The sequence below is a fragment of the Corynebacterium gottingense genome, from assembly GCF_003693265.1.
Lineage (GTDB): Bacteria > Actinomycetota > Actinomycetes > Mycobacteriales > Mycobacteriaceae > Corynebacterium > Corynebacterium gottingense.
Genome location: NZ_RDRE01000031.1, coordinates 1 through 9,050 on the forward strand (window position 1 = coordinate 1; position 9,050 = coordinate 9,050).

Below are 9,050 nucleotides of genomic sequence, written 5' to 3' on the forward strand. Positions count from 1 at the left end.
CGGCGCGACAGGCCCGCATCCTTGAGATCATCGGGAGCACACGGGTGTCTTCGCAGGCGCAACTCTCCGAATTCTTGCAGGCCGACGGCATCGACATCACCCAGGCGACGCTGTCGCGCGACCTGGATGAGCTCGGGGCGAAAAAGATCCGTCCCCTTGGGGGCGGCCGTGCGTATTACACGGTGACCTCTGACACGGGGTCGCTCTCCGTCGTACAGACCGGGCCGCGGGACAAGCTGCGCCGCATGATCGAGGAGCTCGTCGTCTCGGTGGACTACACCGGCAACACCACGGTCTTGCGCACGCCTCCCGGCGCCGCGCAGTACCTGGCCAGCTACATCGACCGCGTCGGCCTCGACGAAGTCGTGGGTTGCATCGCGGGCGACGACACGATCTTTGTCCTGGCTCGGGAGCCGCTCAGCGGCAAGGAACTGGGCGAAAAGATCTTCGGCCACGCGCACCCCGCCAACGAATAGCGTGTTCCGCAGCAGCGGGTCACAGGAAACGCACATCCCCGGGTAACCTCAGTAACCGGGTGTGTCACAACTTGAACAACCTCGAACATTATTGAAGGAGCTACTTCTCATGAGCAATCGCGTCGTACTCGCATACTCCGGCGGTCTGGACACCTCCGTCGCCATTTCCTACCTGGGCGAAATGCTTGATGCCGACGTCGTCGCAGTCGCCCTCGACCTGGGCCAGGGCGGCGAGGACATGGAGTCCGTCCGCCAGCGCGCGCTGGATTGCGGCGCCGTCGAGTCCATCGTCGTTGACGCGAAGGACGAGTTCGCTGAGGACTACTGCCTACCCACCATCAAGGCGAACGGCATGTACCAGGGCGAGTACCCGCTGGTCTCCGCGATTTCGCGCCCGCTGATTGTCAAGCACCTGGTCAAGGCCGCCCAGGAGCACGGCGGCACCCACGTCGCCCACGGCTGCACGGGCAAGGGCAACGACCAGGTCCGCTTCGAGGTCGGTTTCCTCAACCAAGACCCCGACCTGGAGATCGTGGCCCCGGCTCGCGACTTCGCCTGGACGCGCGATAAGGCAATCGAGTACGCCGAGGGCAAGGACCTGCCGATCGAGCAGTCCGCCGCGTCACCGTTCTCCATCGACCAGAACGTGTGGGGCCGCGCCGTCGAGACCGGCTTCCTCGAGGACCTGTGGAACCCGCCGACAAAGGATCTCTACGCATACACCGAGGATCCGGCGATGGGCAACGCGCCGGACGAGGTCATCATCTCCTTCGAGGGCGGCAAGCCCGTTGCTATCGACGGCCGTAAGGTCACCGTGCTCGAGGCCATCGAGGAGCTCAACCGTCGCGCCGGCGCGCAGGGCATCGGCCGCCTGGACATGGTCGAGGACCGCCTGGTGGGCATCAAGTCCCGCGAGGTCTACGAGGCACCGGGCGCGGTTGCGCTGATCACCGCGCACAAGGCGCTTGAAGACGTCACCGTTGAGCGTGAGCTTGCGCGCTACAAGCGCCTTATCGACGCCCGCTGGTCCGAGGAGGTCTACGACGGCCTTTGGTTCGGCCCGCTGAAGCGCTCGCTCGACGCCTTCATCGACTCCACCCAGGAGCACGTCACCGGCGACATCCGCATGGAGCTGCACGCGGGCAAGGCGACCGTCAACGGCCGCCGCTCCAACCACTCCCTCTACGACTTCAACCTGGCCACCTACGACACCGGCGATACCTTCGACCAGACCCTGGCCAAGGGCTTCGTGCGCCTGCACGGCCTGTCATCCCAGATTGCCAACAAGCGCGACCGCGAGGCCGGCGCCCAGGAGAAGCAGGAAAAGTAGCCATGGAACAGCACAAGACCAACGAAGGCGCGCTGTGGGGCGGCCGCTTCTCCGGCGGCCCCTCGGAAGCGATGTTCGCGCTCTCCGTGTCCACCCACTTTGACTGGGTCCTCGCACCCTACGACGTGCTCGCGTCCAAGGCGCACGCGAAGGTGCTCAACAAGGCAGGGCTGCTTTCCGACGCTGACCTGCACACCATGCTCGACGGTCTCGACCAGCTCGGGCGCGACGTGGCGGCCGGCTCCTTCGTCCCGGCTCCGACGGACGAGGACGTCCACGGCGCCATGGAGCGCGGACTGATCGAGCGGGTCGGCCCCGAGGTGGGCGGACGGCTGCGCGCCGGCCGTTCCCGCAACGACCAGGTCGCCGCGATGTTCCGCATGTGGTGCCGTGACGCGCTGCGCGGCGTGGCCGTCGAGGTCAGCGCGCTCATCGATGCGCTCGTCGACCAGGCCGCCGCGCACCCGGACGCGATCATGCCGGGCAAGACCCACTTCCAGGCGGCGCAGCCGATCCTGCTTGCGCACTCGCTGCTGGCGCACGCGCAGCCGCTGCTGCGCGATCTCGAACGCATCCAAGACGCGGACAAGCGTCTCGCTGTCTCGCCTTACGGCTCGGGCGCGCTGGCGGGCTCGTCGCTGCACCTGGACCCTGAAGCGATCGCGACCGAGCTCGGTTTCGACTCCGCATGCGACAACTCGCTGGACGGCACCGCCTCGCGCGACTTCGCGGCGGAGACCGCCTACGTGCTCACCCAGATTGCCGTGGACATTTCGCGGCTGTCCGAGGAGCTCATCGCGTGGTCGACCCCTGAGTTCGGCTACATCACGCTTGACGACGCCTGGTCCACCGGGTCCTCGATCATGCCGCAGAAGAAGAACCCGGACGTGCCGGAGCTGGCTCGCGGCAAGACGGGCCGTCTTCTGGGCAACCTGACCGGCCTGCTCGCCACGCTGAAAGCGATGCCGTTGGCGTACAACCGCGACCTGCAGGAGGACAAGGAGCCGGTGATCGATTCGGTCAACCAGCTGCGTGTGTTGCTGCCCGCGATGACCGGGCTCGTCTCCACGCTCGTATTCCACGAGGACCGCATGCGCGAGCTCGCGCCCGCCGGCTTCACGCTGGCGACGGACCTCGCGGAGTGGATGGTGCGCCAGGGCGTGCCGTTCCGCGAAGCGCACGAGGCGTCGGGCGCGTGTGTGCGCATCGCCGAGGAGCGTGGTGTGGACCTCATCGATTTGACGGATGAGGAGCTGGTGGGCGTCGATAAGCGACTGACCCCCGAGGTCCGTGAAGTCCTCACGATCGACGGGGCCGTGGCATCCCGCGATACCCGCGGCGGTACCGCCAAGGTGCGCGTGGACGAGCAGCGGCAGCGCGTTTCCGAGGCGAACGCGGCATTCCGCGCGTGGGCGGAGGCGCCGGTGCGCGGCGCGTAACCTCGGCATTGGCGCAATGACCTGCGCCACAACCGCGCAGCCCTTATGCTGAGTGCATGAGCGACACCAACGGAGGGAAGCGGTCTTTCTCTGCAATAGTCTCGATCATCATCGCGGTTGTGCTCATTGTGATGATCGGGCTTGCGCTGAGCGACGCCCGCGGCGAGAACAACGCGATACGCTGGCTGAACTTCGGAGGCGGCGAAGGTGGTGGCGCCGGAACCACCACCGTAGAGGGCATCATCGGCTCGGAGAAGCGCGACTACTTCGAGGACCCGGAAGTGAAAAGCCGGCTCGCGGAGCTCGGCTACACCGTGAAGTTTTCCACCGCGGGCTCGCGCCAAATCGCGACGAACACTGACCTGGACAAGCAGGACTTTGTCTTCCCGTCGTCCGGACCGGCAGCCCAAAAGGTGAAGAGCCAGGGCGGCAGCTACTCGGTGGACTACCCATTTTTTACCCCGATGGCCATCGCCTCCTGGCAGCCGATCGTGGACCTGCTCGAGCAGGAGGGCGTGGTGCGCAACACGGGCGACGGCTACGCCTTTGACATGGGCGCGTACGTCAAGCTCGCGGAAAGCGGGAAGCGGTGGCGCGACCTCGGCGACACTTTCCCGTCCCCGCGCCAGGTGCAGGTGAGCACGACGGACATTCGCACCTCAAACTCCGCTGCCATGTACCTCTCGCTGCTGACCTGGCAGTTTGAACAGGAAAGACCGGGGATGAGCACCGAGGAACTGGTGGACAAGATTTCGCCGTTCTTCGTGGGGCAGGGGTACTCGGAATCGTCTTCTTCCGCGCCCTTCCGCGACTACCTCAGCCAGGGCATGGGCTCGACGCCGCTGGTCCTGGTCTACGAGGCCCAGTTCCTTGGCGAGCAGATGAAGGACAACTCGCGCGTTCGCGACGACATGGTCCTCCTGCGCCTCGAGCCGACCGTGGTGGCAAACCACGGCATCGTCGGCATCTCGGACAAAGGCAAGGAGCTCGGCCGCCTGCTGAGTACTGATCCGGAATTACAGCGACTCGCTGCGAAGCACGGCTTCCGCCCGGCTGAGAGCGGCTCGCTCGCGGACGAGCTCCAAGCGCACGGACTGCCCGCGCCGTCCGACTACGTCAACAGCGTCGACCCACCGACCTTCGATCGCCTCGAGCAGCTTCTCGAAGCCGTCGGGCAACGCTACAGCGGACAACCACCAGCCAATGAGGAGGCCACCCTATGAAGAAACTACTTGCCGTTCTTTCCGCGCTGTTTATGGTGACTGCCACCGCCGGCTGCATGAACCTCGGCGGTGAATCCGGTGGCCTGGGAGGATCGGGTGGGTCCGGTGGGAGTGGTGATGCATCGCTGCACATTCTCGCTGCGACCGAGCTGAAGGATCTTGAACCGCTGATCCAGCAGGCGGCTGATGACCTAGGTAAGGACATCAGCGTGAGCTACGACGGCGGTACCCTGGAGAACTCACAGGGCCTGAAGGACGGCGGGTACGACGGCATGTACGACGCCACCTGGTTTGCCACCAACCGCTACGCGGACCTGATCGGCGCCTCAGACGCGCTTGCGGACCAGTACCCGTTGGCCAATTCCCCGATCGCGCTTGGAGTTCGCAGCGATCTGGCGCAACAGAAGGGCTGGGTTGACAACCCGCCGACCTGGGACGACCTCGTTGCCGCCGCCGATGCCGGCGAGCTGTCCTTCGGAATGACCGACCCCACGGCGTCGAACTCCGGCTTTTCCACGGTGGTCTCTGCCGCGACGGCGCTGGCCGATACCGGGCTCGCGCTGACGGAGGAGGACATCAACCGGGTCGCCCCGCAGCTGCAAACGTTCTTCTCCTCCCAGACGGTTTCGTCTGGGTCCTCCGGCTGGCTCGCGGACACGTTCGCGCAGGATCCGACGAAGGCGGACGCGATCTTCAACTACGAGTCGACGCTCTTCCAGTTGAAGACGGCAGGGCAGGACATCGAGGTGGTGGTCCCCGCCGACGGAACCATCACCGCGGACTACCCGCTCAGTGCGCTCAAGCACCCGCAGAATACGGGCTCGGGCGAGGCGGTCCGTGAGCTTGCGGATTGGTTCCAGGAACACCAGCAAGAGGTGGCGGATACGTACCGGCGCCCGGTGCAGGGCGTCGATACTCTGCCCGCTGAGCTCGCGCGGCACACGCCGATCGAGCTGCCGTTCCCGGCCACGGAGAACGTCACGACGCAGCTGCTGGACAAGTACAACGGCGAGTTCCGCATGCCCGGCCAATCGACATTCCTGCTGGACACCTCCGGCTCGATGGAGGGCGAGCGCCTTGCGTCGCTGAAGCGGATCATGCACGAGCTCATCGGCGGCACTGCTGCCACGTCGACCGGTGATGTCTCCTTCCGCGACAGGGAAAGCGTCGAGCTCCTGCCGTTCAATGATGCACTGGAAGAAGGCGCCTCAAGTGTCATTGCTGATGCGGACCCCGCGTCCCGCGAAAACCTTGACGCCTTTGTGAACAACCTCGAGCCGGGCGGGTACACCGCGACCTACGCCGCGCTTGAGCAGGTGCTTACCCAGCAAGCTGCGGCGAAGGCGAAGAGCGAGTCGACGCAGGACCAGAACGAGAAGACCCGGACTCCCACGGTCGTGCTCCTGTCCGACGGGCAGGCGACCGCCGAACCGTTCTACGATCAGTTCGTTGCGGATTACGGGCAGCACCCCGAATGGTCTGGTATCCCGGTCTTTGTGATCCTGTACGGTGAAGCGAACCGGGGCGAGATGGAGCAGTTGGCTCAGCTCACCGGCGGTAAGGTATTCGACGCCCAGAACGGCGACTTGGCCGAGACGTTTAAGGAGATCCGTGGCTACCAGTAAATGGGACTATTTCGCCTCGCCGAAAAACCAGGTCGGCATGATCGCGGCCGCGGTCACCACTGGGGCGTTCGCCGTCTTCGGCCTGGTGGGAGCGCTCGGAGTGATTCCCTGGGCGGTCGCCGCCGGAGTCGCGTACGGGGCGGGCGCGTTGCTCACGCCGTCGAAAAGCCAGAAGGCGCTCCCGGCGGCTGAGACGACTTCGACCGAGTCGATGATTGATGAGTCAATCAAGGAAAACCTGGCCAAACTGCACCGCGCGAACGTGCCACCGCCGGTGTATAACGAGGCGATGAAGTTGCAGTCGGTTACTCGCTTCGTGCTCTCGCAGTGGGAGAGCCTGACGCCGACGCCCGAACACCAGCAGACCGTGTACAACGTGTCAAAGGTCTACCTCCCCGAGGTTGTCGACACCTACCTCAAGGCGCCCCAGTACCGCGGGCGCGAGGCGTCGATGCGCTGCATCGATTCGCTGCGCACGATGTACGACGCGGTGAACCGCGTCAAGCAAGGCATCCTTGACAACAACCTCCGCGCCCTGGATTCGCAGGCTTCGTACCTCAAGGAGGCGCTGCAGGGGCCCGTTTCGCTTGACGACGCCACCGTTGACCCTCCCTCCGATCCCGACACGTCGGGGACGAGCCCGTACAAGTAGGATGATCCCCATGAGTCTCGATCCGAAACTCCTTGACGTCCTGGCCTGCCCGAAGGACAAGGGCCCACTGACATACAGGGAAGACGAACAGCTGCTGGTCAACGAGCGCCTCAACATCGCGTATCGCATCGACGACGGGATCCCGGTGCTGCTTATCGACGAAGCCGAGCCCTATCCCGCAGCCTAAGACCTCACCCCAGCAGCTGAATTCAACTACCCGAGACAACTGCGCTTTTCCACGCGCGAAGGACACCGATGAGCACAAACATTGTTGAAGAACTCGAATGGCGCGGACTGATCAACCAGTCCACCGACCTGGACGCACTGCGCGCCGCGACGGAATCGCCGATCAGCTTGTACTGCGGCTTCGACCCGACTGGCCCGTCGCTGCATGCCGGCCACCTGGTGCCGTTGCTCATGCTGCGGCGCTTCCAGGAGGCTGGGCACCGACCGATCGTGCTGGCGGGCGGCGCCACCGGCATGATTGGTGATCCCCGCGACGTAGGGGAGCGGACCATGAACTCCTCCGACACAGTTGCGGATTGGGCTGGACGTATCAGCGGTCAGCTCAAGCGGTTCGTCTCCTTTGAGGGCGAGAACGGCGCGTTGTTGGTGAACAACAACGACTGGACGAAGGACATGTCGGTCATCGACTTCCTCCGCGACGTGGGCAAGCATTTCTCCCTGTCCACGATGCTTGGCCGCGACACGGTGAAGCGCCGCCTGGAAAACGACGGCATCTCGTACACCGAGTTTTCCTACATGCTGCTGCAGGCGAATGACTACGTGCAGCTTCGCCGCAACCACGACTGCGTGTTGCAGGTTGGTGGAGGTGACCAGTGGGGCAACCTTGTCGCTGGTGTGGACTTGAACCGTCGCATGGACGGCGAGCAGGTGCACGCGCTGACGGTGCCGCTGGTCACCGACTCCGAGGGCAAGAAGTTTGGCAAGTCCACTGGTGGCGGCTCGCTGTGGCTCGATCCCGAGATGACCAGCCCGTACAAGTGGTACCAATACTTTGTGAACACCGCTGATGCCGACGTGATCCGCTACCTGCGCTGGTTTACGTTCCTGGACCAGGAAGAACTCGATCGCCTTGCGGTTGAGGTGGAGGAGCGACCGTTCAAGCGTGAGGCTCAAAAGCGTCTTGCACAGGAGATGACGGACCTCATTCACGGCCGCGAAGCGCGCGAAGCTGTTGAGCTGGCTTCGCAGGCGCTGTTCGGGCGGGCGGAACTGACCGACCTGGACGAGAAGACGCTCGCCTCCGCGGTTTCGGAGACCCAGGTGTTCGAGTTCCGCGATGCGGAGACCACCATTGTTGACCTGCTCATTGGCGCAGGCCTTGCCGATTCGAAGGGCGCTGCCCGTCGCTCGATCAAGGAGGGTGGCATCTACGTGAACAACGAGCGGGTGGCATCCGAGGAATGGAAGCCCGGAAGTGACGACTTGTTGCACGGCGCGTGGCTGGTCCTCCGCCGCGGGAAGAAGAACTTCGCCGGTGCCAAGAAGGTGGGATAGCTCCTCACCGCTACTAACCGCCAACAGTTTTCGTGTAAGCGAGCTGTTGGCGGTTTTCGTTTGCCCAAAAACCTGTTGTGTGCTGGGGGTTTGCGTGTTTGTGTTGTTCGTGGTTAAGTATTTCCTCGTTGCCGAGAGCGAGTGAGTCGCTTGGAGGGAACGAGATAATTTCACAGTGTTGCGGGCTTGGTTGCTTGAGTTTGGTTGAGGTTTTCCTCGATTTTGACTTTTGTTTACCTTGTGTGTAACGTTGTTTTCCGCTGCCGAGCACTGATTGGTTGTGTTTGACTGGTTGGTCTGGTGTGCGTGTGTTGTTTGAGAACTCGATAGTGTGCCAATGTACTTTTGTTTGTGGATTGGTTGCGTGCCTGTGTTGTGCTGGCTGCACGTTTTGTGTGGTTGGTGTGTGCCGGTGGCGCTGCTTGTGAACCTCTAGTTGCAGGTGGTGTTTGCTGGTTATGGTGCGTGATTTGATTCGCGTTTTGTAACTATTTTTTTGTTGTGTCGGCCTGTTTTTGCCCCGTCGGGTTGGGTCGGCACGTGAAGGTAATTTGAGGATTTGCCAGTCCTGCACTGTGATTGTTTTTGGTTGTGGTGTGGGTTGGTTTGTTTTTGGTTAGGTTTGGGCTTTTCACGGCCTTTGTTTCTTGCTGAAACTTTTTGTGGAGAGTTTGATCCTGGCTCAGGATGAACGCTGGCGGCGTGCTTAACACATGCAAGTCGAACGGAAAGGCCCTGCTTGCAGGGTACTCGAGTGGCGAACGGGTGAGTAACACGTGGGTGA

At 63.3% G+C, this 9,050-nt stretch carries 8 protein-coding genes and 1 rRNA gene; all 9 read left to right on the plus strand.

The window, feature by feature from the left end; all coding sequences use genetic code 11:
* A partial coding sequence (locus tag EAW56_RS10390; protein WP_122086453.1) for an arginine repressor occupies positions 1-476 on the plus strand: 476 nt, incomplete at its 5' end.
* Between the two features lie 109 nt (positions 477-585).
* Entirely contained in the window at positions 586-1,806 is a 1,221-nt protein-coding gene (locus EAW56_RS10395; protein ID WP_095536499.1) for an argininosuccinate synthase, read from the plus strand.
* Between the two features lie 2 nt (positions 1,807-1,808).
* A complete protein-coding gene (gene argH / locus EAW56_RS10400; RefSeq protein WP_095536858.1) occupies positions 1,809-3,245 on the plus strand; it encodes an argininosuccinate lyase in 1,437 nt (478 codons plus the stop codon).
* Positions 3,246-3,301: 56 nt separating this feature from the next.
* Positions 3,302-4,468, plus strand: a complete 1,167-nt coding sequence (locus tag EAW56_RS10405) for a hypothetical protein (protein WP_122086455.1) — start codon at positions 3,302-3,304, stop codon at positions 4,466-4,468.
* The gene (locus tag EAW56_RS10410; protein ID WP_122086457.1) at positions 4,465-6,093 is read left to right on the plus strand and encodes a VWA domain-containing protein; all 1,629 of its coding nucleotides are present in this window, start codon (positions 4,465-4,467) and stop codon (positions 6,091-6,093) included. The genes EAW56_RS10405 and EAW56_RS10410 overlap by 4 nt, the downstream gene beginning before the upstream one ends.
* Positions 6,080-6,745, plus strand: coding sequence for a hypothetical protein (locus EAW56_RS10415; RefSeq protein ID WP_122086459.1), 666 nt, complete (start codon positions 6,080-6,082; stop codon positions 6,743-6,745). The genes EAW56_RS10410 and EAW56_RS10415 overlap by 14 nt, the downstream gene beginning before the upstream one ends.
* Positions 6,746-6,755: 10 nt before the next feature.
* Positions 6,756-6,932 carry a Trm112 family protein gene (locus EAW56_RS10420; protein WP_095537049.1) on the plus strand — a complete coding sequence of 59 codons (177 nt, stop codon included), beginning with the start codon at positions 6,756-6,758 and terminating at the stop codon, positions 6,930-6,932.
* Positions 6,933-7,000: 68 nt separating this feature from the next.
* Positions 7,001-8,266, plus strand: a complete 1,266-nt coding sequence (tyrS, locus tag EAW56_RS10425; RefSeq protein WP_095278856.1) for a tyrosine--tRNA ligase — start codon at positions 7,001-7,003, stop codon at positions 8,264-8,266.
* Positions 8,267-8,925: 659 nt separating this feature from the next.
* Positions 8,926-9,050: ribosomal RNA gene (locus EAW56_RS10430) — 16S ribosomal RNA — on the plus strand; the annotation flags it as partial.

Bases quoted from the DNA above. Each gene is read 5' to 3' on its own strand.
- EAW56_RS10395 (WP_095536499.1), top strand. From the start codon at position 586: ATGAGCAATCGCGTCGTACTCGCATACTCCGGCGGTCTGGACACCTCC.
- argH (WP_095536858.1), top strand. From the start codon at position 1,809: ATGGAACAGCACAAGACCAACGAAGGCGCGCTGTGGGGCGGCCGCTTC.
- EAW56_RS10405 (WP_122086455.1), top strand. From the start codon at position 3,302: ATGAGCGACACCAACGGAGGGAAGCGGTCTTTCTCTGCAATAGTCTCG.
- EAW56_RS10410 (WP_122086457.1), top strand. From the start codon at position 4,465: ATGAAGAAACTACTTGCCGTTCTTTCCGCGCTGTTTATGGTGACTGCC.
- EAW56_RS10420 (WP_095537049.1), top strand. From the start codon at position 6,756: ATGAGTCTCGATCCGAAACTCCTTGACGTCCTGGCCTGCCCGAAGGAC.
- tyrS (WP_095278856.1), top strand. From the start codon at position 7,001: ATGAGCACAAACATTGTTGAAGAACTCGAATGGCGCGGACTGATCAAC.